The sequence below is a fragment of the Gordonia sp. NPDC127522 genome (assembly GCF_042672305.1).
Taxonomy (GTDB): Bacteria; Actinomycetota; Actinomycetes; order Mycobacteriales; family Mycobacteriaceae; genus Gordonia; species Gordonia hongkongensis.
Genome location: NZ_JBHXVK010000001.1, coordinates 753183 through 778570, shown reverse-complemented (window position 1 = coordinate 778570; position 25388 = coordinate 753183). Strand labels below are relative to the sequence as shown.

General features: G+C 68.1%; 26 protein-coding genes. 18 read left to right on the top strand and 8 right to left on the bottom strand.

Features of this window, described 5'->3' with window-relative positions; genetic code table 11:
* The first annotated feature begins 60 nt into the window (after positions 1-60).
* From ACFVHY_RS03550 to ACFVHY_RS03520, 7 genes are all read left to right on the top strand, one after another.
* Positions 61-723, top strand: coding sequence for a response regulator transcription factor (locus ACFVHY_RS03550; protein WP_390268418.1), 663 nt, complete (start codon positions 61-63; stop codon positions 721-723).
* 3 nt (positions 724-726) lie between these two features.
* Entirely contained in the window at positions 727-2169 is a 1443-nt protein-coding gene (locus ACFVHY_RS03545) for a sensor histidine kinase (protein WP_390268415.1), read from the top strand.
* A 115-nt stretch (positions 2170-2284) separates the two neighbouring features.
* On the top strand, positions 2285-3676 hold the full coding sequence (locus ACFVHY_RS03540) for an MFS transporter (protein WP_390268412.1): 1392 nt from the start codon (positions 2285-2287) through the stop codon (positions 3674-3676).
* A gap of 9 nt (positions 3677-3685) precedes the next feature.
* On the top strand, positions 3686-4624 hold the full coding sequence (locus ACFVHY_RS03535) for a TAXI family TRAP transporter solute-binding subunit (protein WP_390268409.1): 939 nt from the start codon (positions 3686-3688) through the stop codon (positions 4622-4624).
* A 73-nt stretch (positions 4625-4697) separates the two neighbouring features.
* A complete protein-coding gene (locus tag ACFVHY_RS03530; protein ID WP_390268406.1) occupies positions 4698-5354 on the top strand; it encodes an LGFP repeat-containing protein in 657 nt (218 codons plus the stop codon).
* Between the two features lie 3 nt (positions 5355-5357).
* Positions 5358-5585, top strand: coding sequence for a hypothetical protein (locus ACFVHY_RS03525; protein WP_390268403.1), 228 nt, complete (start codon positions 5358-5360; stop codon positions 5583-5585).
* Between the two features lie 21 nt (positions 5586-5606).
* Positions 5607-6053, top strand: a complete 447-nt coding sequence (locus ACFVHY_RS03520) for an alpha/beta hydrolase family protein (RefSeq protein ID WP_390268400.1) — start codon at positions 5607-5609, stop codon at positions 6051-6053.
* Here the strand turns inward: ACFVHY_RS03520 and ACFVHY_RS03515 are convergent, their stop codons facing one another.
* Entirely contained in the window at positions 6054-7460 is a 1407-nt protein-coding gene (locus tag ACFVHY_RS03515; protein ID WP_390268397.1) for an HNH endonuclease, read from the bottom strand.
* A gap of 160 nt (positions 7461-7620) precedes the next feature.
* On the bottom strand, positions 7621-8013 hold the full coding sequence (locus ACFVHY_RS03510; protein ID WP_390268394.1) for a winged helix-turn-helix transcriptional regulator: 393 nt from the start codon (positions 8011-8013) through the stop codon (positions 7621-7623).
* Between the two features lie 95 nt (positions 8014-8108).
* Between ACFVHY_RS03510 and ACFVHY_RS03505 the strand changes: the two genes are divergently transcribed.
* The 5 genes from ACFVHY_RS03505 to ACFVHY_RS03485 all read left to right on the top strand — a co-directional run bounded on the left by ACFVHY_RS03505 (position 8109) and on the right by ACFVHY_RS03485 (position 11489).
* On the top strand, positions 8109-8546 hold the full coding sequence (locus ACFVHY_RS03505; RefSeq protein WP_390268391.1) for a hypothetical protein: 438 nt from the start codon (positions 8109-8111) through the stop codon (positions 8544-8546).
* 370 nt (positions 8547-8916) lie between these two features.
* Complete coding sequence (locus ACFVHY_RS03500; protein WP_390268388.1) at positions 8917-9870, top strand: AraC family transcriptional regulator; 954 nt, start codon at positions 8917-8919, stop codon at positions 9868-9870.
* Positions 9863-10477, top strand: a complete 615-nt coding sequence (locus ACFVHY_RS03495; protein ID WP_390268385.1) for a hypothetical protein — start codon at positions 9863-9865, stop codon at positions 10475-10477. The genes ACFVHY_RS03500 and ACFVHY_RS03495 overlap by 8 nt, the downstream gene beginning before the upstream one ends.
* Entirely contained in the window at positions 10478-10897 is a 420-nt protein-coding gene (locus tag ACFVHY_RS03490; protein WP_390268382.1) for a helix-turn-helix domain-containing protein, read from the top strand.
* Between the two features lie 181 nt (positions 10898-11078).
* Positions 11079-11489, top strand: a complete 411-nt coding sequence (locus ACFVHY_RS03485) for an STAS domain-containing protein (RefSeq protein WP_390268379.1) — start codon at positions 11079-11081, stop codon at positions 11487-11489.
* Positions 11490-11499: 10 nt separating this feature from the next.
* Here the strand turns inward: ACFVHY_RS03485 and ACFVHY_RS03480 are convergent, their stop codons facing one another.
* Complete coding sequence (locus ACFVHY_RS03480; protein ID WP_390268376.1) at positions 11500-12264, bottom strand: alpha/beta fold hydrolase; 765 nt, start codon at positions 12262-12264, stop codon at positions 11500-11502.
* A 94-nt stretch (positions 12265-12358) separates the two neighbouring features.
* On the opposite strand from ACFVHY_RS03480, the gene ACFVHY_RS03475 reads away from it, so the two are divergent.
* Positions 12359-12556: a maleylpyruvate isomerase N-terminal domain-containing protein gene (locus ACFVHY_RS03475; RefSeq protein WP_390268373.1), complete on the top strand. Its 198-nt coding sequence runs from the start codon at positions 12359-12361 to the stop codon at positions 12554-12556.
* Here the strand turns inward: ACFVHY_RS03475 and ACFVHY_RS03470 are convergent.
* Together ACFVHY_RS03470 and ACFVHY_RS03465 are read right to left on the bottom strand one after the other, a co-directional pair.
* Positions 12553-13275: an aspartate/glutamate racemase family protein gene (locus ACFVHY_RS03470; protein WP_390268370.1), complete on the bottom strand. Its 723-nt coding sequence runs from the start codon at positions 13273-13275 to the stop codon at positions 12553-12555. The two genes, ACFVHY_RS03475 and ACFVHY_RS03470, sit on opposite strands and share 4 nt — an antisense overlap.
* 18 nt (positions 13276-13293) lie before the next feature.
* On the bottom strand, positions 13294-14805 hold the full coding sequence (locus ACFVHY_RS03465) for an NCS1 family nucleobase:cation symporter-1 (RefSeq protein WP_068970590.1): 1512 nt from the start codon (positions 14803-14805) through the stop codon (positions 13294-13296).
* Between the two features lie 246 nt (positions 14806-15051).
* On the opposite strand from ACFVHY_RS03465, the gene allB reads away from it, so the two are divergent.
* The 4 genes from allB to ACFVHY_RS03445 all read left to right on the top strand — a co-directional run bounded on the left by allB (position 15052) and on the right by ACFVHY_RS03445 (position 21524).
* On the top strand, positions 15052-16425 hold the full coding sequence (allB, locus tag ACFVHY_RS03460; RefSeq protein ID WP_065631755.1) for an allantoinase AllB: 1374 nt from the start codon (positions 15052-15054) through the stop codon (positions 16423-16425).
* A 22-nt stretch (positions 16426-16447) separates the two neighbouring features.
* On the top strand, positions 16448-18796 hold the full coding sequence (locus ACFVHY_RS03455; RefSeq protein WP_390268366.1) for a helicase-associated domain-containing protein: 2349 nt from the start codon (positions 16448-16450) through the stop codon (positions 18794-18796).
* Positions 18797-18851: 55 nt separating this feature from the next.
* On the top strand, positions 18852-19781 hold the full coding sequence (locus tag ACFVHY_RS03450; RefSeq protein WP_390268363.1) for an oxygenase MpaB family protein: 930 nt from the start codon (positions 18852-18854) through the stop codon (positions 19779-19781).
* Positions 19782-19856: 75 nt separating this feature from the next.
* The gene (locus tag ACFVHY_RS03445; protein WP_321179980.1) at positions 19857-21524 is read left to right on the top strand and encodes a DNA repair helicase XPB; all 1668 of its coding nucleotides are present in this window, start codon (positions 19857-19859) and stop codon (positions 21522-21524) included.
* A 1-nt stretch (position 21525) separates the two neighbouring features.
* On the opposite strand, the gene ACFVHY_RS03440 is transcribed toward ACFVHY_RS03445, so the two are convergent.
* From ACFVHY_RS03440 to ACFVHY_RS03430, 3 genes are all read right to left on the bottom strand, one after another.
* Entirely contained in the window at positions 21526-21930 is a 405-nt protein-coding gene (locus tag ACFVHY_RS03440; protein ID WP_374612718.1) for a type II toxin-antitoxin system VapC family toxin, read from the bottom strand.
* Positions 21927-22199, bottom strand: a complete 273-nt coding sequence (locus tag ACFVHY_RS03435; RefSeq protein WP_065631750.1) for a type II toxin-antitoxin system Phd/YefM family antitoxin — start codon at positions 22197-22199, stop codon at positions 21927-21929. Before ACFVHY_RS03435 ends, ACFVHY_RS03440 begins: the two co-directional genes overlap by 4 nt.
* 126 nt (positions 22200-22325) lie before the next feature.
* Positions 22326-24005, bottom strand: coding sequence for a protein kinase (locus tag ACFVHY_RS03430; RefSeq protein WP_390268359.1), 1680 nt, complete (start codon positions 24003-24005; stop codon positions 22326-22328).
* Positions 24006-24102: 97 nt separating this feature from the next.
* On the opposite strand from ACFVHY_RS03430, the gene ACFVHY_RS03425 reads away from it, so the two are divergent.
* Positions 24103-25269, top strand: coding sequence for a pyridoxal phosphate-dependent aminotransferase (locus tag ACFVHY_RS03425; RefSeq protein ID WP_390268356.1), 1167 nt, complete (start codon positions 24103-24105; stop codon positions 25267-25269).
* Positions 25270-25388 lie beyond the last annotated feature (119 nt).

Genomic DNA, 25388 nt, shown 5'->3' with positions numbered 1-25388 from the left:
CCGCGACGCCGCCGTGACGCTGGGCACGCGCCTGTCCGGTGAGTCGTACCGTGAGAGACGATGCGTATCGCGGTGGTGGAAGACGACGACGGGGTCGGCGACGCGCTCGTGGACGCCCTGAACGAGGTCGGGCACGAGCCCCGTCGCATGCGCCGCGGCGCCGATCTCCTCCTCGGGCACCGGGAATTCGACCTCGCGCTGCTGGACCTGGGGCTGCCCGATGAGGACGGGCTGACCGTGCTGCGCAGGTTGCGGGCGGTGAGTGAGATGCCGGTCGTGGTGCTCACCGCGCGGCAGGACGAGAGGTCGGTGGTGCGGGCGCTCCGCGGGGGCGCCGACGACTATGTGGTGAAACCGGCGCGCCTCGGCGAGCTGATGGCGCGCCTGGAGGTGGCCGCCCGTCGGCGCACCGCCGACGCACCGGCACCGGCGGCGCGACAGATCGCCACCGGCGACATCGTCGTCGATCTCGACGCGCGACTGGTGACCGTGGGCGGCACCGACGTCGCCCTCACTCCCAAGGAGTTCGAACTCCTCGCGCACCTCGTCGCCCGCCGGGGTGAGGCGGTGAGCCGCGAACAGTTGATGGATGCGATCTGGGGCGACGCCTACGTCGCCATCTCGCGAAGCCTCGACGTCCACATGACCGCGCTCCGGGCGAAGCTCGGCAGGCCCGGCGTGATCGAGACGATCCGCGGGTACGGCTACCGCTGGGGTACCTGAACGATGTGGCGGCGCGTGTTGCTCGTGCTCGTCGTCTATTCGGCGATCGTGGTCCTGGGCCTGGCGGTGCCCCTCGCGACGACGGCGAGTCGTGAACGGCTGCAACGGTTCACCGAGAGCCGGACCGCGTCCGCGGTCTATTTCGCCGACCTCGCGGATCGGGATCCGGAGATGCGGGGTACGGAACTCCAGCGGGCCGCCGAGCGCTACCGCGACCTCTACGACGAAGGTGTCGTGGTGGTCGATCGGGCCGGCACGACGCGCGCGTCGGCCGGCCTCGCAGCCCGGTCACCGAAGGTGGCCGAGGCCGTCTCGGAGGCATTGCGCAATCAGCGCACGCGGATCGCGTCGGGGCTGACGCCCTGGTCGCCCGACTCGGTACTGGTGGCCTTGCCGATCGGCACGGGCACCCAGGTCGACGGCGCGGTCGTCATCGAGGCGTCGACGACGGCGGCGAAACGCGACGTCGTCAGAACGTGGGCCGTGATCGCCGCCGGGGCCCTCGCGATGCTCGTGATCGGGTCGATGATCGCGGTTGCGTTGTCGCGGTGGACCGTTCGCCCACTCACGGCGTTGTCGGCACGGGTGCGCTCGCTGCGCGCCTCGATCATCGACAGCGGCCCGTCAGCGCACGAAGCGCCCCTGGGTGGGCCGCCCGGCCAACGGCACACCGGCCCACCGGAGGTCCGCGAGCTGGCCCGGATCTTCGACGCGATGGCGGACGACGTCGAGAACGCCACCGCCGCCCAGCGCCGCCTGGTCGCCGACACCGCGCACGCACTTCGTAATCCGTTGGCGGCGGTCCGCTTTCGCCTCGACACCCTCGGCCTCGGATTGACCGGCCGCTCGCTCGAATCGCACCAGAAGACCGTCTTGGAGATCGACCGGCTCGACCGCATCGTCGACGACCTACTCGTCCTCGCCACCGCCGAGTCGCGGCCCGCCGGTTCCACCACGGGGGTATGCGACGTCGCCGCCGTGCTGGTCGAGCGCCACGATTTCTGGGCGGACGCGCTCGCCGACGCGGGGATGTCGGCGTCGATCGCTTCGCCGCCCCGGCCCGGGTCGGTGATCGCGGCGCTCGACGAGGACGACCTCATCCGGGCGATGGACGTCCTGATGAGCAACGCGGTCAACCACGCCGGGGAGGGTGCCCACGTAGAGCTGGGCTGTCGATCCGAGGGAGCGCGTATCCGGGTCTGGGTCGCCGACACCGGCCGTGGCGTGACGGCGGACGACTTGCCACGGATCACGGAGCGGTTCTTCCGCGCGTCGGAGAACAGCGGGCCCGGCTCCGGACTCGGATTGGCCATCGCGGCGGCTCTTGTCGAAGGAGTCGGAGGCGAACTGGAGGTGACCGCCGGACGCCCCGCGGGACTGCGGGTGGACCTCTGGATCCCGGCGGCCGACGTCCCGTTCCACGAAGCCGTGGACGACCTGTCCTAAGGGAGTGTTAGGAAACGGCGATCGGCTTCCGTTCCGCCTGTGACTGCGTTCACAGTGTTAGGGGCACCGACGCCGGACCGGGTCGGTTGCACGTTCGACGACCTGGAGGACCCTGATGACCGACTCGCCCACCCGGCACCCCGCGGACGCCCGGAGCGAACCGCCGACGTCGTCGGCCGCGGCGACGCGCCGTGCCGTGCTCAACACCCTGCGCGGGTCCTCCGGCAACCTCGTCGAGTGGTACGACGTCTACGTCTACACCGTCTTCGCGACGTACTTCGAGAGCCAGTTCTTCGACTCGGCCGACAAGAACTCGACCGTCTACGTGTACGCCATCTTCGCCGTCACCTTCCTGATGCGGCCGGTCGGCTCCTGGTTCTTCGGTCGGTACGCCGACCGTCGGGGCCGCCGGGCCGCGTTGACCTTCAGCGTGTCGCTGATGGCGGCGTGCTCATTGGTCATCGCGCTGACACCGGGTCGCGAGTCGATCGGCGTGTGGGCGGCGGTCGTCCTGGTGCTCTGCCGCCTGGTGCAGGGATTCGCGACCGGTGGCGAGTACGGCGCGTCGGCCACCTACATGTCCGAGGCGGCCACCCGGGAGCGTCGCGGCTTCTTCTCGTCGTTCCAGTACGTCACGCTCATCGGCGGACACGTGCTGGCGCAGCTCACCCTGCTGGTGATGCAGGGCTTCCTCGACAAGGACCAGATCTCCGACTTCGGTTGGCGCATCGCGTTCCTCATCGGCGGTGTGGCCGCCGTGGTCGTCTTCTGGCTGCGCCGCAGCATGGACGAGTCGCTCACCCCGGAGCAGTTGGAGGCCGTCCGCAGCGGGGCCGACTCCGAGTCCGGCTCGATCCGCGAACTCGTCCTGAACTACTGGCGCCCTCTGCTGGTCTGCTTCCTGGTCACCATCGGCGGCACCATCGCGTTTTACACCTACAGCGTCAACGCGCCGGCCATCGTCAAGACCGCCTACGAGGACCACGGTCGCACCGGGACCTGGATCAACCTCATCGGTTTGATCTTCCTGATGGTGTTGCAGCCGATCGGCGGGATGATCAGCGACAAGGTCGGACGCAAACCCGTCCTCATCTTCTTCGGCGTCGGCGGTGTCCTGTACACCTACGTCCTGATCACCTACCTGCCCCAGACCACCTCGGTGGCAACGTCGTTGACCCTGCTTGCCATCGGCTACATCATCCTCACCGGCTACACCTCCATCAACGCGATCGTGAAGGCGGAGCTCTTCCCCTCTCACGTCCGCGCGCTGGGCGTGGGTCTGGGCTACGCGCTCGCGAACTCGGCTTTCGGCGGCACCGCGCCGCTGATCTATCAGGCCGCGAAGAACGGCGGTCATGTCCCGTGGTTCATCGCCTACGTCACCGTCGTGATCGCGGTATCGCTGATGGTGTACATCTTCGTCTTGCGCAACAAGGCGGAGACCCCGCTCGATCGCGAGCAGGGGCGGGCCTTCCTCGACGCAGAGACAGTTGCCCGGCGGGCCTAAGGTGTCACCATGTCGTTCGCGCGCGGGCCGGTGGACCGGCGGACCATGCTCCGCGGGGCCACCGGCCTGGGCGCGCTGCTTCTCCTGACCGCGTGCGGAACAGAGCGGGGTGCACCGGTCCGCCTCGCGGCGGGCGAGCCCGGTGGCTTCTTCTGGGAGTTCGCCGGTCTCCTCGCGGCGGCAGCCGACCGGTCCGGCGCGCCGGAGATCCGCCCGCGGCAATCCGGCGGCTCGGCCGAGAACCTCGACGCCCTGACGGACGGTTCCGCCGAACTCGCGATCAGCCTCAGCGACACGGCCATCGAGCGCGCGGGCCCACAGCTGACGGCACTCGGCTGCGTCTACGAGAACTACTTCCAGGTGGCGGTCCGCACAGGGTCCGGGATCGCGACGGTCGCCGACCTGCGCGGGCGGTCGGTGAGTGTCGGAGCACCGGGGTCCGGCGCCGCCGGGCTCTCCGAGCGGGTACTCGCCGCGGCCGGCCTCGATGCCGGCCGTGACATCCGGCCGGTCCAGCAGACGATGGCCGACGCCGGCGCCGCCCTCGCCGCGGGAGAGGTCGACGCCGTCATGTGGGCGGGCGGTCTGCCGACCCCGGCGTTCACCGACCCGCGCGTGCCGATCGTCCTGCTCGACCTCGGTGACGTGGTCGCGGGCTTGAGACGGCGGTTCGGACCCGCGTACGAGCCCGTACGCATCCCGGCCGACATCTACGGCCGGCACCCGGCGGTCACCACCGTCGGGGTGGCGAATCTCCTGCTCGCCCGTCGGGATGTTCCGGATGCGACCGCCGCGGCCATCGTCGACGTGCTGCTCGACCAGGCAGCTCACCTCGTGCCCGCACAGGCGGTCGGCAGCCAGTTCCTCGACGCGCAGTCGTTGATCCTCACCGGACCCATCCCCCTGCATCCGGGTGCCGCGGGAGAATACCGCCGTCGGCACGGGTGAACCGCAGCCGCCCGGCGACGGGTCGCGGTCCGTGATACACCTGGGCCGACGAGTCGAGGGTCGAGAGGATCACATGAGATTGGTGGCATCCCGCCGCTCCGAGTTGATCGTCGGATTGTTCGCGATCATGTTGCTCGCCGCCGGCTGCGGCAGCTCTGACGTCGATGACGCGTCGGCGAGTGCCTCGGCCACCGGCACGTCGACGTCGACCGCAGAGCCCAGCGACACAGCGCCGCCCTCCCCTGTCGCGGAGAACGCCGCGCCGGAACCCACCGAGACGACGGTGACGGGCGAGGACGACGTGCAGGTGACCCTCACCGGCCCGATCGCGGTGAAGTACGCGTCGGCGACCGAGGCACAGCGGGCCGCCCTGGGCAAGCCGTTGACCGGGGATCACAACGCGGGGACGCGAGAGAGTGGCGTTGTCTACCAACAGTTCCGCGGTGGCGTGACCATCGCGAAGAACAGCGATCCCGCAACGCCCGGGTACATCGTCACATCCGGCAAGATCCGGGACGCCTGGAACACCGAGCGCGCCCCGGACGGCACCCCGTTGCTCCTCGGCACCAACGGCTCGGCCGGACCGCTCGGTGTGCCCACGAGCGACGTGACCATCGACGGTGACCTCGAAGTCGTCACCTTCGAGCACGGCGAGATCTCCGAGAACACCGAGACCGGCGAGGTGACCGTGACGGTCAACGGCAAGATCGTGCCCTCCGGTCTGCGATAACCGATGAGACGTCGGATTGTCGCGGTGGCTGTCGGCGTGATCGCGCTCGTGGCCGGTGGTTGCTCGACGCCGCCGGACCAGCAGTCGTCAACGCCGTCACCGTCTTCCGGTACGCCGTCGGCTGCGCACGGACCCGCGACGGCTCCCCGGGTCCCCGCGGGGACCGAATCCTTCGACGTCGTCCGCGTCGAGTATCTCGATTCCGACGATGCCGACCCCGCCGAGAACTGAGCACTCGACCACGTGCCCGCGATGGCCGAGACCTACCCGCAGTTGCGAATCGACGACGAGGTGGGCTCGCGTCCTGCCTTCGTGCCCTCTCGGGCGGTGTCCATCTCCGGCCCGCTCGACATGCGTTTCGCCGCCGACCACGGCAACAACCGGGTGATCACCCATGTCCTGGGTGGCACACCACGACAGGTCCCCGCGCGCTATGACTCGGTCGACCCCATCCGCAATCTCGATCCGGCGCTACCGGTCACCTTGTTCCACGGACTGGCCGACGACGATGTCGATCCGACCAACTCCCGCCGCTACGCGACCGCTCTCGACGCCGCCGGCGGCTCGGCCGAGCTGCACATGTTCGACGGCGAGACCCACACCTCCCTCGTCCACCGCCAGTCCCCGTCCTACACCCGAATCCTCGACCGGCTCACCGAGATCGCGCGGACCGACATCGATGAGCTGCGCGAGGAATAGCTACGCCGCCTCTCGGACGACTGGTGCTGAGCGAGTCTCGTTGCGCTGCTTCCACTCCCACACCGCATAGAGCACCTCGGTCGTGTACCCCAGGTCCATCCGGCCACCACCGATCGGCACCGTCGCGTCGGTGCTGATACGAGGGTTTGGTTGCCACTCCGACGGTTTCGACGTCGGCGGCGCCACCTCGATCTCCGAACCGTCAGGCCGATGAAACGTGAACCGCTGCTTCCTATGTGCGGTGATCGCGAACTCGCCCCGATGCAACGACCGATGACACGACCCACACAACAAGATCAGATTGTCCGGATCGGTCCGCCCACCCGCCGACCAGAACACCACATGATGGGCATGCAGATGACGCGTACGCCCACACCCCGGCACCTGACAGCACCGATCCCGCACGAACAACGCCCGCACCAACGCCTTGTTCGGCGCCCGCTTCCGACGACCCACCCCCAACAACGCCAGCTTCCCCGGTTGACCAGCAACCCTGCGGCTCACCACATTCCGCGTCGACGCCCCGCACCGGGCTTCGGCCACCTCGGCCTCCGACAACGCCGGCCCATCATCGAGATGAGCCGACTCCACCCCGTCACCGGCATGGATCAGGATCTCCGCACCCGGAGCAAGATCGGGCATCGCGATCCCCTCATGCACCATGTCGGCCATCGCCACCACCGCCGGCGCCACATTCGACGGCACCTGCCGCCACAGATCCCGCCGCCGAGACGGAACCACCTCCGAATCCACCACGGCATCCTCCCCGACCGGACCGGGTTCAGTGTTCCGCGGAACACTCTCAGCTGACGGTGGATCCGGATCGTCGCAGGTCCGGGTGCGTTCATACTCTGCCCGCACCGTCCCAGCCAGGAACCGTGCCCCATCCAACGGACTCAACCGCAACGACACCGACAACGACCCGTCATCGTTCCACTTCCACCGGCCCGTCGACTCCACCGGCGGCCGGCTTTCCTCCTCGACACCCCGGTTGCGGTCGATCTGGCCCATCGCCCGTACCGCCCGATCCAACTGACTCGCCGTCGCCGACAACGCCAGATTCACCAACTCCTGCTCACGTTCAGGCGTGGCGACTCGCGTCAACGCGCGGACCTTCGAATACGTCAGCCGACCTTCGCCAAAGGCCGTGCGGATCATCGGCAATTCTCGTAGCGCCTTGGCGACCCTCAACTGCTCATGCGCCGTTCGCGGTGCGATGCCGGCCTTCCACGACAACCAGTGCGCCAGCGAGTGAATCCCCGGCCCCCGCCACGACTCCCGCTCATCCAGTTCTGCCACCAGGACAAGGAAGTCCGCTGTCAGCGCCGTGATCTGCGCGGCGTACCCCAGCACCCGACCCTCGAGCACCTCATCCGTCAGCGACTCCGGATCCGCATAATCGAACATCGACGACACATCCCCACCGGAACGAAAAGCACTGATTCCCACCGCAACCCCCTGAACCGAACGAAAGGTACAGGAACAAGGTATCGCCCGGCACCGACAATCTTCGGGCCTCAGCCCGAGGTCACGAGTGTTCCGCGGAACGCTTGGCGGCAGCCTCCACTCAGCTCGCCGCACTCCCTCGCTGCGCGACCTTGGGTTCGATCACCTCGGTCGCGTAGGTCTTCCCCCACTCGTTGAGGGCGGTGACGAAGGGGCGCAGCGCCCGTCCCTGTTCGGTGAGCGAATACTCAACCCTCGGTGGGACTTCGGGATAGGCCGTACGCTGCACGATGCCGTCACATTCGAGTTCACGTAGCTGGCGGGTGAGGACCCGTGGCGTGACCGGACCGACTGCCCGCCCGAGGGCGCCGTATCGCATCGGCCCCTCGAGGAGGTTCTTGACGATGGTCATCTTCCAGGAGCCGCCGAGCACGGCGACGCTCACCTCGACCGGGCACACCTCGTAGGCGCGTCGAACCGGGTCCCGTAGGACGGACACGTCCTGGTTCTCCATCGTCGGACCCCTACCGTCGATCGTGGACACTCTCGTCCATATGGACAATATTGTGCATACTACCGGCGGGGCCTATTAAGCGATAGACAGAAGTCATGCACCTATCCATCGACCACAGCGAGAACGCCGTAGAGCACGACTTCGCGCGCTTCACCTCGCCGACGGTCGGAGCGGGCCTGGGCTCGGTCGCGATTCTCGCGACCGTCGCGACTGCGGCCCTCTCCGACACCGGAACACTGCCGGGGTTGATCGGGATGGCCGGCGCCGGGGTGCTCCTGGCCCTGATGCAGATCGCCGTGCAATGTCAGGCGGCGATACTCGTCCTGCGAGACAGACGGTGGCTTCCGGCACTGCCGGCCGCGGCGATCTGCGCCGCGACACTGACCGCGCTCTACCTGCTGGCCTTCGATCACGCTGCCGGCTGGTATCTGCTCCTCATCAGCTCAGTAGCTGTCGCCGGGTATGTCGCGGCTCTCGGGACGGGCGCACCCAACGCGGCGGTCAGCCGTCGAGCAAACTCAACATACTGGTGACGGTGGCCCAGTTGCACATGGTGCTCACGTTCGAGGGCGTGGTCGGGACCGGTCCGCGATTGAGCTCGGCGGCCAACAGGTGTTCGCACTGTCTGAAGCCAGCGGCCTATCGCCCACCGAGGCAATGCGCGGACCTGGATCGCGCCCCCCGCGTAGGGCCGCAGGACTCTAGTGTGGGAGCAGTCGGCTCGACGACCATCGGCTTACGTGACGGGCTTTTCAGCCGCGAGATCCCGCACACCACCAGGAGCAGAGACACGCTGCGATGAGACCAACGCACGGACTGAACCCAGCCCATGTCATCGACTGGCGAACACGAACAGGCCTGCATCACTCGACCGAGTCGGGCCGGCTCCGCGGACGCGATGGCTTGTCCCAGTTCCTTTTCCCACTTCGGGCCGATGCGGCCCGGCCGGAGGCATTCGATGCCGCTGTGCGGTCGACCCGCATCGGCACGATCACCATCACCCACTGGCTCGCCACACCGTTTTCCCTGGCGCGGGCGCGTTCGGCGACGCGCCATGCCGGTCCTGCACTGTCGGTGTTGACCTTTTCATCGCCGGAACGGGTGTCGGTCGATCACGACTTCAGCCACCACGAGGTCCGCGCCGGTCAGCTCATCGTGTTGACGAACACGACGAACGCCGCGGTCTCGATGGATACCGTGAGCGCCGGAGTCCTCGTCAACATCCCCCTCGCAGCGATCGACATCGATCTTCGTGAGGCGGCCGCCAGGCTGGAGCCGGTCCCACCCGACACCGCCCTGGTGCGCGCGGCCACCACGTTCATCAACAGCGTGGTGAGGGACGATCCCGGGCGGCCGCCGTCTGACAAATCCGACGCACTCACCCAGGACGCCCTCACCAGACTGGTGACGTCGATTGCTGCGCAACAGCGTTACCGGGTGGCCCCGGTGGAGGTGCCGTCGCAGACTGTTCGCGAAGCAGTGCGGACGATCATCGACCGCGAGTTCCGGGACCCTGACCTCGGGGCGCAAGCTGTCGCAGACGCGTTGGGGTTGAGTCGAAGGCAGCTCTATCGCCACTTCTCCGAGGTGGACGAATCGCCGGCCGATCTGATCGCGATGCGACGTCTGACCGAGGTCCGACGACTGCTCACCGCCGTTCCCGACATGCCGCTGCCAGATGTGGCTCTCGCGTCCGGTTTCTCGTCCGTGCCGACGATGCGTCAGCGTCTTCGAGCAGTGTTCGGAATCTCGCTCTCGGAGGCCCGAGCGGCCGGCCCACCCGTCCCCGTACACCCGGCGACGCCGACACCGCCCGGGCGTGAGCCCGGCGAGGTTGTGGATCCAGCTGATGTCTGATTCCGGACTGGACCCGGTCGTGGTCGATGAGTGGCGGCAACGCAACGGACGCATAGGCGAACTCGGCGCCCACCGATCGCGTCAAGTCCGCACCCGCGGACGAGAAGGGATCGAACTCTTCGCGGAACTCGTCGAGCTGGAGGCCGACGTCCCGGAGGTCTTTGAACAGATCTGTTACTGGCGGCCGATGACGAAGCTGTTCGGCTTCTGTTATCTGCAGACCCCGGTGCGAACCCGCCGCACGCCTGGCCGTATCCGAGACTTTCCATCCGATTTCATGATCGTGACCAGTCAGACGATCGGGTCGACCACCGGCACCGCCAACGGTCATGACTTCCGTTCTCGGCCTGAGGGACTCACCGTCACCGACAGTCGCCTCCCCTACGATCTCACCACCCATGGCGTCTCGGACGCCCTGGGGCTCTGGGTGCCGACCGAACTGCTCGGCGAAGCCATCGCCGGCGGCGCAACCGTCGCGCCGAATCCACCCGAGAGTGCACTCACCGACGCATGCACCGCGTTGGTGACCCAGTTCGCACGCGACACGATCATCGGCGGTGCCGACATCGACGCCGACGCCGAACAGACGGTCATCGACATCATCTAGTTGACCCTGGATCAGGGCACCTCGAGCGAACAGCTCGTCGACCATCCGGCAGTGATCCGTCAGGCCGTCGCCGTACTCATCGACCGCCACTTCCGCGATCCCGCCTTCACAGTCGACACGATCGCCGCCAAACTGCACATCAGCAGACGCCACCTGTACAGACAGTTCGAGGGATCCGACCGCTCCTCCCTGAACGACATGATCGCGGACCGGCGACTCGAGTGGGCGCGAGCGAGGCTGTTACTCCCCGAGAACCGGCACCTCGACAGCATTGCGCACGCCGCGGGCTTCACTTCGACAGCGGCTTTCCGCAACCGATTCCGAAGCAAGTACGGCGAAACACCGGACGCCTACCGACGGGCGCGACCGACGGCGATGCCCCAGGCCCCCACAGTCTCCGATTGCGAAGCGCAGTCGTGACCGCACCTGCAGACTCACGTCGTGCGCCGCCGCAGCCATCCGTCTCGTCTACCGCGCCGAACGTCATACCGAGAGACAGGAAGGCACCGGCGAAGCCAACTGCCGAAGCCGCACCGGCGATTCTCGAAGCGCTGCCATCTGATCGACGGGCGACTTCGAACGAATAGGGAGGCAGGGCTAGATGAGGGCAGACAGCTTCGAACCGGTGGTCGTCGACGATGACCAGGACGCGTCCCCGGCAGGTCGGGCTCTGGCGGTGGTCTCGACGCAGCGCGATCAACTCATCGTCCTGACCGTGCACGGCAGCATCGACCTGCTCACCGCCCCGCAGTTGGGTGCGGCCGTTCTGGAAGCGGTGAGCGAGCAACCCCGGGGGCTGATCGTCGATCTCACCGCCACCGACTTCCTCGCGTCGTCCGGCATCGCCGCGCTCCTCGCCGCACACGCGGCCGTCACCCCGGATGGCGGCCGGTTCGGCGTCGTCGGCGGGCATCCCGCCATCACTCGGCCCCTGCGGCTGACGGGCCTGGATGACACTCTCGACCTCTACCCCACCCTGGCCGACGCGTTCTCGGCGATGGTCCCGGACTGAGGGCGCCGGGTCACTCCGCGCCGAGAAACTGGACGAGGATCGCGTTCATCGCCTGCGGCGCCTCGATCGGGATGAGGTGCGTCCCGGGGATCACGGCCAGCCGGGCACCCGGAATGGCGGCGACGACGTCGCGGCTGTGCTCGAGGGTCACCTCGTCGCGGTCCCCCTGCATGACCAGGGTCGGCGCGGTGATCGCGGCCAGATCACCGAGATCGATCTCTGGTTCGGAGTTGATCATCGCCATCGTCTTGTCGAAGACGACCTGGAAATGCTCTGCGCCGTCCGGGGATTCGGACGCGTAATCGGCAGCGAAGAACTCCATCAGCTCGTCGTCGGCGGAATCGAGCGCGTCGAGGATGCCGCCGACCGCCCGGCCCGAACTGTTGTAGTACTGGCCGATCAGGACCAGATGCCGGACCAGGTCGGGCCGCCGCAGCGCGACCAGCACACCCACCACCGCGCCATCGCTCCACCCGACGATCTCGGCGGGACCCCCGACCACCTCGTCGAGGTAGGCGATCGTCTCCTCGGCCATGTCCGCGTAGTGGAACTCGTCGGTCACGTCCGGGCTGTGGCCGTGGCCGTGACGTTCCGGACAGAACACCTTCCACCCCGCGTCCACCAGGGCCGGCACCTGCCCGCCCCACGACGACGCACCCGAGAAGGCGCCGTGCAGCAGCACGAGCGGTTGCCCGTCGCCCTGGATCTCGTGCCAGACACGGGTACTCGGCGTCGGATGACTGATGGTCGTGTACTCGCGGATCGGAGAGGTCACGTGACCACCGTACGGGTGCATCGGTGCGGCCGATGAGAAACCGGCGTCGAGCGGGTCAGCCCTGTCGAGTGCACACACGACGAGAGGGAGTCCCATGCCCACCGACACCACGCAGGCACGATCGATATCGGCGGCCGCCGATCACATGCTCGCTCTGACCGCCACAGTCGCCGACGCCGACCTGGACCGTCCGACCCCCTGCGGCGACATGGACCTCGCCGCGCTGGTCGCCCACCTCGACGGCCTGACCGGACGGGATCCCCGGTGGCCGCGGGCGGCGAAGGCGGACTAGCGGTTGAACGGCCAGCCGGTGATCTTCTTCTCCCGCGGCGGGGCGTAGGTCCGGATCTTCGACGTCGAGAGCCCCATTCGGACAAGACCTTCGGCGATCGTGACCGCCGCCCGCACGCCGTCGACGATCGGTACCCCGGTCGCCTCGCGGACCTGCTCCTCGAGTTCGGCCATCCCGCCGCACCCGAGGCAGATCACCTCGGCGTGGTCGTCGGTGACCGCACGCGTGGACTGTTCCACGATCGCTTTCACCGCCCGCGCCGGGTCCGACTCGAGTTCCAGCACACCGAGTCCCGACGCCCGCACCGACGCACACCGCTGGTCGAGGCCGGCCAGCTTGAGCCGGTCCTCGATGAGCGGGACCGTCCGGTCCAGGGTCGTCACCACCGAGAAGCGGTGTCCCAGATACATCGCCGTCGACGCCGCGGCCTCGGTGATGTCGACGACCGGCACCTCGAGGAGCTCCTGGAGTCCCTCTCGGCCGTGTTCGCCGTAACCGGCCTGGATGACCGCGTCATACGGTTCGGGGTAGGCGAGGATCGCGTCCATCACGGCGATCGCGGCGAGGTAGGACTCGAAGTTCCCCTCACACGAGTCGGCGCCGAAACGCGGTGTGATCCCCACGATCTCGGTCCCCGGGGAGGCGACCGAGCGGGCCGAGTCGGCGATGGCCTCGGTCATCGACACGGTGGTGTTGACGTTGGCGACCAGGATGCGCACGGTGATGTCCTTTGTGGGTCAGTGAGTGCTGGCGACGGAGATCGACTCGCCCGACACCTCGGCGAACGGACCGCGACGGTCGGCGACCGCCAGGTACACGATCGCACCGAGACCGGCGCCGATGAACCAGGAGAACTCCGAGATCACCTCGAAGGCCGGGACGAAGGCCATCACCAGGGCGATGGCTGCAGTCGGGACGAGCGCGAGGATCGCCCGCATGTTGACCCCGTTCCGGTAGTGGTACGCGGCACCCGGCGCCTCGGTGAACAACGCGGGCACGTCGATTCGCGAACGGCGGACGAGCCAGTAATCGGCCATGACGATACCGAACAGCGGGCCGAGAAGGGCACCGAGTCCGCCGAGGAAGTAGTTGATCACCGCCGGCGAGTTGTAGAGGTTCCACGGCAGGATGACCAAGCCGATGATCGCGGCGACCAGCGCCGCGCGCCGGAAGTCGAGGTGGCGCGGGAACAGGTTGGACAGCGCGTAGATCGGCGCGACGAAGTTGGCCATGAGGTTCACGGCGACGGTGAGGATCAGCAGCGCGAGGCAGGCCAGCACCAGCAGGAAGGTGTTGGGAACGGTCTGGACGATGTCCGACGGCGACTCGATGACGGTGCCGTTGATGCGGAACTGGGCTCCGGCGAGGGTGATCACGATGGCGCCGAAGAGCAGCATGTTCAGCGGGATGCCCCAGAAGTTGCCGCGCACGATTGCTTTTCGCGATTCCGCGTTGCGGGTGAAGTCGCAGAAGTTGAGGACGAAGGTGCCGTAGATCGCCACCCACAGGCTCGCGCCGCCGATGATCTGGAGCCACATGTCCACGCCGGTCAGCGAATCGGGCGTCGACCACGCGATGGTCCAGTCGGCGTTGCTCAGCATCCAGACGGCCAGTGCGACCATGGTGACCAGGATGACCGGACCGGCGAAGGCCTCGTAGCGACGGATCATCTCCATGCCGTAACTGACGATGATCACCTGGATCACCCACAGCGAGACGAACGAGATCCAGCCCAGGGTGGAGAGCCCGAGGAAACGGTTGGTGTCCAGGTCGGCGGCGCCGGGGAACAGCGCCACCAGCATGATTCGCAGGACGACCGACGCGAGGTAGGTCTGGATGCCGAACCACGCGATCGCCACCCCGCCGCGGATGAGGGCGGGGATCTGCGCGCCGCGGAACCCGAACGAGATGCGGCTCATGACCGGGAACGGCACCCCGGTCTTCTCCCCCATGAAGCCGGAGAGATTCAGCAGCAGGAAGAGGAACACCCCACCCAGCACCAGGGCGGTCAGGATCTGCCACCCGCCGAGCCCGAGCGCGAACAGACCGATGGCGAAGGCGTAGTTGCCGAGACTGTGTACGTCGTTGGCCCACAACGTGAAGATGTTGTAGGTGTTCCATCGTCGTCCGACGCGGCTGGTCGGTGCCAGGTCGTCGTTGTACAGCTTCGGACTCAGCCCGGCCGGGACGGTGCCGGTGACCTCGGAAACCGGTCCGTCGACGGGGGCTGTGTGCTGCTCAGTGCTCATGTCTGCACTTTCGGTCGGACGGTCATCGATGACCGCGCTCCTACACTCGCGGAGTTCCGTGATGTGGAATGAAGTTTCCGCGTTCGTGACAGTTAGCCTGACGATCGAGGCCGTTGTCAATAGCACGACACCGGCCTACTCGCGAGTTGAGTTCCGAAATGACACGGCTTCATTCCATGATGAGGAATAACCTGGGTTAGTCTCTGGAACGACACCGGACACGGCACCAGCAAGGAGTCCCGCCCCATGACCGCAGCACCCGATGCCCCGGCCGCTACTTCCGACGCACCGTTCGACCTGGTCGTGCGGGGCGAACAGACTCTCACCACGGCTGGCATCGTGGCCCGCGAGATCGGTATCCGCGACGGTCGGATCGTCGCGATCGAGCCCCTCGGCAGCGGGCTGACCGGGGCCGAGGTCATCGAGCTCGCCGACGATCAGGTCATGATCCCCGGACTCGTGGACACCCACGTACACGTCAACGAGCCCGGGCGCACCGAGTGGGAGGGTTTCGACTCGGCCACCCGGGCGGCGGCCGCGGGTGGTGTCACCACGCTCATCGACATGCCGCTCAACTCGATCCCACCGACCGTGAACGTCGACGCGTTGGCCGAGAAACGTGCTGCGGCACAAGGTAAGACGCACATCGACGTCGGATTCTGGGGTGGCGCCATCCCGGGCAACGAGGACGACCTGCGCGGCCTGCACGACGCGGGTGTGTTCGGCTTCAAGTGCTTCCTGCTGCACTCGGGAGTGGACGAGTTCCCGCACCTGACGGCCGACGAGATGGAAGCCGACATGGCCAAACTCGCCGAGTTCGACTCGCTGATGATCGTCCACGCCGAGGACTCCCGCGCCATCGACAAGGCCCCCTCCCCCGAGGGCGATGAGTACACCCGCTTCCTCGCGTCCCGTCCGCGCGGCGCCGAGAACCTGGCGATCGCGGAGGTCATCGAGCGGGCGCGCTGGACCGGCGTCCGCGCCCATGTCCTCCACCTGTCGTCGTCGGACGCGCTGCCGATGCTGGCCAGCGCGAAGCGCGACGGTGTGAAGATCACTGTCGAGACCTGCCCGCATTACCTCACCCTGCTGGCCGAAGAGGTACCCAACGGCGCGACGGCCTTCAAGTGCTGCCCGCCCATCCGCGAGGCCGGCAACCGTGAACTGCTGTGGGAGGGGCTGCTGGCCGGCACCATCGACTGCATCGTCTCCGACCACTCGCCCTCGACCGTCGACCTCAAGGACCCCGAGAACGGCGACTTCGGCGTCGCATGGGGTGGGGTCGCCTCGCTTCAGCTCGGGCTGTCGCTCATCTGGTCCGAGGCAAAGAAGCGCGGCATCGACCTGCCGCAGGTCATCGAGTGGATGGCGTCGAAACCCGCCGACCTCGCCGGCCTGCCGACCAAGGGTCGCATCGCCCTCGGCTGCGACGCCGACTTCGCCGTCTTCGAGCCGGAATCCGCGCAGATCGTCGACGTCAATCGCCTCCACCACAAGAACCCGGTCAGCCCGTACGACGGCCGGGCACTCGCCGGTGTGGTCAAGGGGACCTGGGTGCGCGGGCAGAAGGTCGACTTCGAGACCGCCCGCGGTCGCATGCTCCGCCGCGGCGACGTCTGACTCCCCCGGTAAGCTGGGCCGAATGAGTTCGGATGACCAGCACACCGGCCTGGCCGATGAGTTGGCCGCGCGTTCCGACGACGCGCTGACCGAGCTCCTCCTCGAACGCCCCGACCTCGCCTCACCGACGCCGTCGGGGACTCGGGTACTGGCGCAACGGGCGCTGTCGGCGGCGTCGTTGGCCCTGGCCGGCGAGGATCTCGACGTCCTTGCCGTCGCGGTTCTGGAAGAGGTTGCCGCCCGCCACAGCCGCAGCCCGAAGAAGTCGCGGCGTCCGTCGGTCACCACGATCGTCAAGGCCCTGTCCGGCCGCGCCGATGCGGCCGCCGTCCGCGCCCGTCTCGATCTCCTCCGACGCCGCGCGATCCTCTGGGGCGAGGACTCCTCCCTCGGCGCCGGTGAACACGTCGACTCCGCGATGCCGTGGAAGGCCAAGCACCTCAGTGGTCCGCTCGTCGGGCGGTCGGGCGAGGAGATCGCGGCGATGATCGCCGATCTCGACGAGCGACCCCTCGGTCTGCTGCACACCCTCGCCCGCGGTCCGGCCCTGGGCCGCAGTCGCGATGCGGCCCACGACGCCGACCCGTCCTCCCCGGTCGCCCGACTGATCTCGTCGGGCCTCCTCGCGCGCATCGACGATCAGACCGTCGAGCTACCGCCGATGGTGGGCGCCGTGCTCCGCGAGGAACCCGCTTGGCGCACAGACGTGTTGGAGCCGCCACCGCTCCACGAACCCGGCGCGAAGCCACGTTTCGGGGCCAAGGCGGTCGACGCCGCAGCCGGCGGCGAGGCACTCGAACTCATCCGTCACCTCACCCAGCTGATCGCGGTCCTCGGCGCGACGCCGGCGGCGGTGCTCCGCTCCGGCGCGCTCGGCGTCCGCGAGCTGCGTCGTCTGGCGAAGCTGACCGGTCTCGAGACACAGCGGGTGGCGTTCCTCGTCGAACTCGCCGCCTATCTCCGGCTCATCGACGCGGGCTTCCCGGATCCCCCGCCGCCCAACGGTTCCGGCGAACAGTCCTTCGCGCCCACCTCCGCCGCCGACACCTGGCTGCACCAACCGCGCGAGCGCCAGTGGCTCGCGCTGGCCGACGCCTGGATGCACATGCCGCGCCGCGCCTGGCAGGTCGGCGAACCCGATCGGGACGGCAACGCGCTGCCGACGCTCGGCTCCGACCTCCACGACGCCTACGCCCCGGTGCAGCGTCAGCTCATCCTGTCCACCCTCGCCCACGCCGACCCCGCGGTGGGAGTCCCCGCCGACACCCTCCACGCGAACCTGCACTGGCACCGCCCCCGTCAGATCCGGCGCTTCAGCCGCCGCGTCGTCGCCGAGACCCTGCGTGAGGCACGGGAATTGGGCCTGGTCGCGCACGACGCCCTGACCACCGTCGGTCGCGCGTACACCATCGAGGAGTCGCCGGACTCCGACCCCGCCGACGTCGACGCAGCGGTGCTCGCCGCGATGCGCAAGGCCCTGCCCGAACCGGTGGACCACTTCCTGACCCAGGCCGATCTCACGCTGACCGTCCCCGGCCCGATGACACCCGAACTCGCCGAACAGGTGGAGCTCGTCGCCGATCTGGAGTCCGGTGGTGCGGCGTCGGTCTATCGGGTCTCGCCGGAGAGCGTGCGCCGGGCGCTCGACGCGGGCCGCAGCAGCAACGAATTGCTCTCGATGTTCACGAAACACTCGAGAACCCCGGTGCCACAGTCACTCACGTATCTCATCGACGACGTCGCACGACGCCACGGCCAGTTGCGCGTGGGCGTCGCGTCGGCGTTCATCCGCTGCGAGGACCCGACGGTGCTGGCCGCCGTGCTGCGCAGCGCAGCCGCCGAACCGCTCGCGCTTCGCGCGCTGGCCCCCACGGTCGCGGTGTCTCCGTCGGAGGTCCGCGACGTGATCGATCAGCTGCGGGCGGCGGGATTCGCTCCGGCGGGCGAAGATTCGTCCGGAGCCCTGGTCGACCTCCGCGAACGCGGCAGCCGGGTTTCGGTGTCGCGGGCACGTCGGCAGGCCCAGCCACGCCGGAACGCGCCGTCGGAGGCACAGCTGCGGTCGGTGGTGACCCGCATCCGCTCGACCGACCGGGCGGCGGCGGCGACCCCGGTGCGCGGCGCCGTCACGACGACCCCGGTGCGGGCGAGCGGCGGAGGCGAATCCGCCACCGCGCTCATCCAGCTCGCACTGCGCGCCAACCGCAGGCTGCGCGTGGGATACGTCGACGCACAGGGATCGGCGAGCCGGCATGTGGTGACCCCGAAGATCCTCGGCGCCGGCCAGCTCGTGGCCGTCGAGGAGGGCAGCGATGACGAGCAGCGGTTCTCGCTGCACCGCCTCACCAGCGTCGAGCTGCTCGACGCCTGAGTCCAGCGGGTAGAGACATCCTGTGAAAGACGTCTCATCCTTGGTAGCCTCGGGTATGACCGCGGCACCGAAACTCCCCGCTCGCGAACATCTCGGCCTCGTCGCCGACACCTACCAGCACGACCTCGTCGCGCGGATGAAACCCGCGCCGAAGCGTCGCCGAGTGAAGCGGCCGGTCGATCTGGTCACCGCCATCGGGCCTTCTCTCGCCGGCACCAACGTGATCATGCAGCTCGCCAATCCGAAGGTCGGGTACGGCGTCCACGAGAGCCGTGTGCCGTCGGGCAATGCGATCAAGCGACCCATCAAACGGGGGCGCACCACCGGCACATTCCTCGCCGTCGCACTGATGGGCTCCGACGACGACAAGGCCTACATACACGAGGCCGTCGGCCGCATCCACGACCAGGTTTACTCCACCCAGTCGAGTCCCGTCCGCTACAGCGGGAACGACTCGCGTCTGCAGCTGTGGGTCGCGGTGTGTCTGCTCAAGTACTTCATCGACCAGTACGAACTGCTCTACGGTCCGCTGAGCGCCGAGGAGAAGCAGATGGTGCTCACCGAGGCGCACCCGCTGGGCACCGCACTCAACGTTCCCCGGGACAAGTGGCCGGCGACCTACGACGATCTGCTCGTCTACTGGAACGCCGAACTGTCCTCGCTGCGCATCGACGACCCGGTGCGCGACGAGCTCCGCAGCCTCGCCGACCTGTCCTTCCTGGAGTACCGGGTCGGAAAGCTCGGCACGCTGCTCCACGCCACGATCGGGCCGTCGCTCGCCTACGCGATCAAGGCCGGGTTGCCACCGGAGTTCCGCACGATGATGCGGTGGCGGTGGACCGAACGCGACGAACGCCGCTATCAGCGGGCGCTTGCCGGCTTCCGCCGCGTCGACCCTCTGGTGGCACCTGTTCTGCGCGGGATCTTCCGGCTCAACATCATCGACCTGCGGGTCCGTCGCAAGCTCGGCATCCCCGTCTTCTGACTTCGCCGGGGTCTCTCGCGTCACAGCGCAGGCCCGACGCTGACAATCGTCGGTGCGATCTGGACAATGGAGCGGGTGACCGATGGACCCCTGATCGTGCAATCCGACAAGACGCTGCTGCTCGAGGTGGATCACCCCGACGCCGCGGCGGCGCGCGCGGCGATCGCACCCTTCGCCGAACTCGAACGCGCCCCCGAGCACGTCCACACCTACCGGGTCACCCCGCTGGCGCTGTGGAACGCCCGCGCCGCAGGTCACGACGCCGAACAGGTCGTCGATGCACTCGTGACGTACTCGCGGTACGCGGTGCCCCAGCCGCTGCTGATGGACGTCGTGGACACCATGGGCCGGTTCGGTCGCCTGCAACTGGTCAAGCATCCGGCGCACGGGTTGACCCTCGTCAGCCTCGACCAGGCGGTCCTCATCGAGGTGATGCGCAACAAGAAGGTCGCCCCGATGCTGGGTGCGCGCATCGACGACGACACGGTGATCGTGCACCCGTCCGAGCGGGGTCGCCTCAAGCAGGTGCTGCTGAAGGTCGGCTGGCCGGCCGAGGACCTCGCCGGGTACGTCGACGGCGAGGCACACGCCATCGACCTCGCCCAGGACGACTGGCAGCTGCGTGACTACCAGGAGATGGCAGCCGACTCGTTCTGGGCCGGCGGCTCGGGTGTGGTGGTGCTCCCCTGCGGTGCCGGTAAGACGATGGTCGGCGCGGCGGCGATGGCCAAGGCCGGCGCGACGACGCTGATCCTGGTGACCAACACGGTCGCCGGCCGCCAGTGGAAACGTGAACTCATCGCGCGCACGACGCTCACCGAGGAGGAGATCGGCGAGTACTCGGGCGAGCGCAAGGAGATCCGTCCCGTCACCATCGCCACGTACCAGGTGATGACGCGGAAGTCGAAGGGCGAGTACAAGAATCTCGACCTGTTCGACTCCCGCGACTGGGGTCTGATCATCTACGACGAGGTCCATCTCCTCCCCGCACCCGTCTTCCGGATGACCGCCGACCTGCAATCACGTCGTCGACTCGGCCTCACCGCGACCCTGGTCCGCGAGGACGGCCGCGAGGGCGACGTCTTCAGCCTGATCGGACCCAAGCGCTACGACGCCCCGTGGAAGGACATCGAGGCGCAGGGGTGGATCGCGCCGGCCGACTGCGTCGAGGTCCGGGTGACGCTGACCGACGAGGAGCGTCTGCAGTACGCGGTCGCCGAGCCCGAGGAGAAGTACAAGCTCTGCTCGACGGCCCACACCAAGGTCAATGTCGTGAAGGCGATCCTCGACAAGCACCGCGGTCAGCAGACGCTGATCATCGGCGCCTACATCGACCAGCTCGAGGAACTCGGCCGCGAACTCGACGCGCCGGTCATCCAGGGGTCGACGAAGAACAAGGAGCGCGAGGTCCTGTTCGACCGGTTCCGGTCCGGCGAGCTGCAGACCCTAGTGGTGTCCAAGGTCGCGAACTTCTCCATCGACCTCCCCGAGGCCTCGGTGGCGGTGCAGGTGTCCGGGACCTTCGGGTCACGCCAGGAGGAGGCCCAACGCCTCGGCCGGTTGTTGCGACCGAAACGCGATGGCGGACAGGCGCATTTCTACTCCGTGGTGTCGCGCGACACCCTCGACGCCGACTACGCCGCGCACCGCCAACGGTTCCTCGCCGAGCAGGGATACGCCTACCGCATCACCGACGCCGACGACCTCCTCGGCCCGACGATCGGTGAGGGTTCAGCCGGCTGAGTCACAACTCGGCGCCTGGAGCGACCACCGGATAACCGAGCGCAGACGCACCCGCCGTGAGTCGTTGGTCGTAGGCGACGAACGCGGTCATCTCGGCGCGGATCACGGTTGCCGAGGCCAAGTGCAAGGCGTCGAGCGAGCGCAGCGAGGACGGGCCGATCGATTCGGCGATGTCGATGACGGCGGCGCTCAGCGGGATCACGTCCAGAGCATCGAGGAGATCACGCGCTCGCTCATGAAGGCCCGGGCTGCCATCACGCAACGCGGTGCGCATCAATTCGACTCGTCCCAGCGCACTCGTCACGGTCGGGACCCCTGGATGCAGCGCGAACCACTCGATCAGCGGTGCGGTCTCGGCCTCGCGCACCACGAGTTTCACCATCGCTGAGGTGTCGAGATAGATCAACGATCCTCGCGAACCTGGTCGAGGACTTCGGTGAGCGCGCGCGTCGGCAACGTCTCGGGGTGCAGCCCGGTTATGCCGCCCGCACTGCGGGCCGGCACGAGTATCCCGGCCTCGATGAGCGCGTCTCTACTTCTTTCCCCCGCAGACACCGGGACCAACCGCGCAACCGTGCGGCCTCGGTTGGTGATGGCCAACTCTTCCCCGGCCTCGACTTGCGCCAGATACTGCGAGGCGTGCTGCCTGAGCTCGCGGATACCGATCGTCCTCATTCCTGCAGGGTAGCACCTGAAGTGCTACTTGACCCCGTGCTCTCGGAGGAGCGCCCGGAGCTTGCGGAGGAGCCTCACTTTCCGCTCCCTGAGGTGCGAGGAGCGATAGCGACGAGCCTCGAAGGGTCAGATCTCGACGAGGCAGTACCCGATCGACTCCGGCTCGTAGAAGACCCATGTCGTCTCCCCGCCCGTGCAAGTCACCGACGCATCCGACCGTGTCGTGACACGGGCGAGGACGGTCTGCGCCGTTGCGGCGCTCGTGCAGGGGGCTTCCCGGTAGTCGGCGAGGGAGCCGCCCGACAGCGGCACCAGGTAGCACAGATTCTCGTAGAAATTCGGTGTGAGACAGACCTTGTCGGAGCTACCCGGGAAGGTGAGCGTCGAGTTCTGCGGGCTCGCGCACGACGACGACGCGGCGATCTTCGAGGCGGTGTAGAAGTTGAGACCGGCCGAGTCGCAGTCGACTTTCGACGCGTTCACGCTCGTCGCCGACCCGGAGTCGGTCGCGATGCCGATGCACTCGCCGACCTGCACGTCACCCGGTCCGTTGACCGGCGACGTGGAGGAGTCGGTGGTGCGGGGAGCAGACGTGCCGGCGCCGGATGTCGGGGTCTCCGGCTCGGCGGCCGTAATGGGGCGCGACGTCGAGGTGTCGCTCGCGGTCGGGGCGCTCGACACCTGCGTCGCGACGTAGACGACCCCGGCCACGATCGCGAGCACGAGGACGGCCGCGAGTGACCCCAGTGCGATCAGCAGCCCGGACCGCTTCTTCGGCGGTGGTGGTGGTGCGTAGCCACCCTGCGAGGGGAACCCGCCGGGGTAGGTCCCCGGTTGCGACTGGTACGGCGAATACTGCTGCGGCCCTTGCGGATAGGACAGGGGGTTCACCGGAACGGGCGGGGCCACCGGAACCGGCGGCACGGGCGACGGTGCGCGCACCGTCGGCTCCTTGGACAGCTGTGGAACGGTGAGCGCGCGTTCGAGGTCGACGGCGAAGTCGCGGCACGACCCGTACCGGCGGTCCGGCTCTTTCGCGAGGGCGCGACCGAACACCGCGTCGACGTCGCCCGAGATACCCGGGCGCAGGGTCGACGGTCGCGGCGGCATCGCCTGCAGGTGGCCGGCGATGATCGACGCGGTGCCGGCACCCTGGAACGGCGGCCGCCCGGTGAGGAGTTCGAAGACGGTGGCCGCGAGCGCGTACTGGTCGGCGCGGCCGTCGACCGGATCGCCCAGCAGTTGTTCGGGTGAGGCATACGCGACGGTGCCGAGGAAGACGTTGGTCGAGGTGAGATGACTGACGTCCTGCTCCGACTTGGCGATCCCGAAGTCCGCGAGCAACACTCGCGGCTCCGGACCACCCGCGCCCTGCAGCAGGATGTTGGCCGGCTTGACGTCGCGATGGAGCAGCCCCGTCGCGTGGGCCCGGTCGAGCGCGGCGCCCACCGCGCGCACGATCGCGATCACCGTCGCGGTGTCGAGTCCCCGCGGGTTCTGCCGAAGCAGCTTCAGCGCATCGATGCCGTCGATGTACTCCATCGCGATCCACAGGTGGCCGTCGTACTCACCGGAATTGAAGATCGTCACGATCGACGGATGGACGACGCTCGACGCGTGCTCGGCCTCTTTGACGAACCGCTGCCGGTACATCGGGTCGCGACTGAGATCGGCGGGCAACACCTTCAGTGCCTCGTTCCGCGGCAGGTGGGGATGCCGCGCGAGGTAGATCTCGCCCATGCCACCCCGGCCGACGAGTCGGATGATGGTGTAGCCGGCGAAGTGCTCGCCGGGATTGCGCGGCATCGCTCCTCCTCATCCGTGTCGGCGACTGGGGTCAGTCTGTCACCCCCGCTGCGCCCACCGCGACCGTTGAAGAGAGGACCTGTGCCACTGTTGGAACATGTCATCCGCGAACCGGACAGTCGACCGCCTGCGTCCGTTCACCACGACGATCTTCGCCGAGATGTCGGCGCTTGCCGTCGAGCACGACGCCGTGAACCTCGGACAGGGCTTTCCCGACACCGACGGGCCGGCATCGATGCTCGATGCCGCGCGCGAGGCCATCAGTGACGGTCGCAATCAGTACCCGCCCGGTATCGGTGTGCCGGAGTTGCGGCACGCGGTCGCGCGGCAGCAGCGTGACCGGTATGGCCTGGAGTACGACCCCGATCGCGAGGTGCTGATCACGGTCGGCGCGACCGAGGCGATCGCCGGTGCCGTCGTCGGTCTGGTGGAGCCGGGTGACGAGGTCATCATGATCGAGCCCTACTACGACGCCTACGCCGCCGCTGTCGCGATGGCCGGGGGTGTGCGGCGCGTCGTGCCGCTGGTCCCCGACGGCGACGGCTTCCGCTTGGATCGCGACCGTCTCGCCACGGCCTTCGGACCGAAGACGTCGATGGTGGTGGTGAACAGCCCACACAATCCGACGGGGACCGTGCTGTCGACCGACGACCTCGCCGAGATCGCACGGCTGTGCGTCGCGCACGACGTCATCGCCGTCACCGACGAGGTCTACGAATACCTCGTCTTCGATGGACGGACGCACACTCCGCTCGCGGCGCTGCCGGGTATGCGGGAACGCACGCTGCGTATCTCCAGCTCCGGCAAGACCTTCAACTGCACCGGTTGGAAGGTCGGCTGGGTGAGCGGTCCGCCCGAACTCGTCGCCGCGGCGCGGACGGCGAAGCAATACATGTCCTATGTCGGCTCCGGGCCGTTCCAACCCGCGGTGGCGCACGGGCTGGAGCATGAGTTGGACTGGGTCCGCGAGTCGGCGCGGGGGCTGCAGGCCAAACGCGACCTGATCTCGACCGCGCTGTCCGACGCCGGTTTCGCCGTACACCGCAGCGAGGCAACCTATTTCGTCTGCGCCGACCCTCGTCCCCTCGGCGTCGACGACGGCATCGAGTTCTGCCGATCGCTGCCCGAACGCATCGGCGTGGCCGCGGTGCCGGTCAGTGTGTTCACCGACGACCGCGAACCCTGGCACCACATGCTCCGGTTCGCCTTCGCCAAACGCGACGAGGTGATCGCCGAAGCCGCCCAGCGGTTGCGCCGGCTCTGATTCCCCCTCCGCTGGTTGAGCCGGCACCGAGCGGAGCGAGGCGCCGAGTCGAAGCCACTTGGCGACCACCCCGCTGGTTGAGCCGGCCCCGAGCGCAGCCGCCGGGCCGAGCAAGCGAC